This is a genomic window from Terrisporobacter mayombei (genome assembly GCF_020748465.1).
Taxonomy (GTDB): domain Bacteria; phylum Bacillota; class Clostridia; order Peptostreptococcales; family Peptostreptococcaceae; genus Terrisporobacter; species Terrisporobacter mayombei.
In genome coordinates, this window is sequence record NZ_JAHZMP010000181.1 from 1 (window position 1) to 475 (window position 475).

Genomic DNA, 475 nt, shown 5'->3' on the forward strand with positions numbered 1-475 from the left:
CCGCTATGACATTCTCCCTTTTTGGTGACAAATTTACCCGCCACTCCGGCATTACGCTGTTGATGGAAGATCTGAACGACGGTTTACGCACGCCTGGCGCGATTATGCTCGGCGGCGGTAATCCGGCGCAGATCCCGGAAATGCAGGACTACTTCCAGACGCTACTGACCGACATGCTGGAAAGTGGCAAAGCGACTGATGCACTGTGTAACTACGACGGTCCACAGGGGAAAACGGAGCTACTCACACTGCTTGCCGGAATGCTGCGCGAGAAGTTGGGTTGGGATATCGAACCACAGAATATTGCACTAACAAACGGCAGCCAGAGCGCGTTTTTCTACTTATTTAACCTGTTTGCCGGACGCCGTGCCGATGGTCGGGTCAAAAAAGTGCTGTTCCCGCTTGCACCGGAATACATTGGCTATGCTGACGCCGGACTGGAAGAAGATCTGTTTGTCTCTGCGCGTCCGAATAT

General features: G+C 53.3%; 1 protein-coding gene. It reads left to right on the plus strand.

From position 1 onward, the window contains the following. A partial coding sequence (locus K0039_RS25150; RefSeq protein WP_228106860.1) for a hypothetical protein occupies positions 1–475 on the plus strand: 475 nt, incomplete at both ends.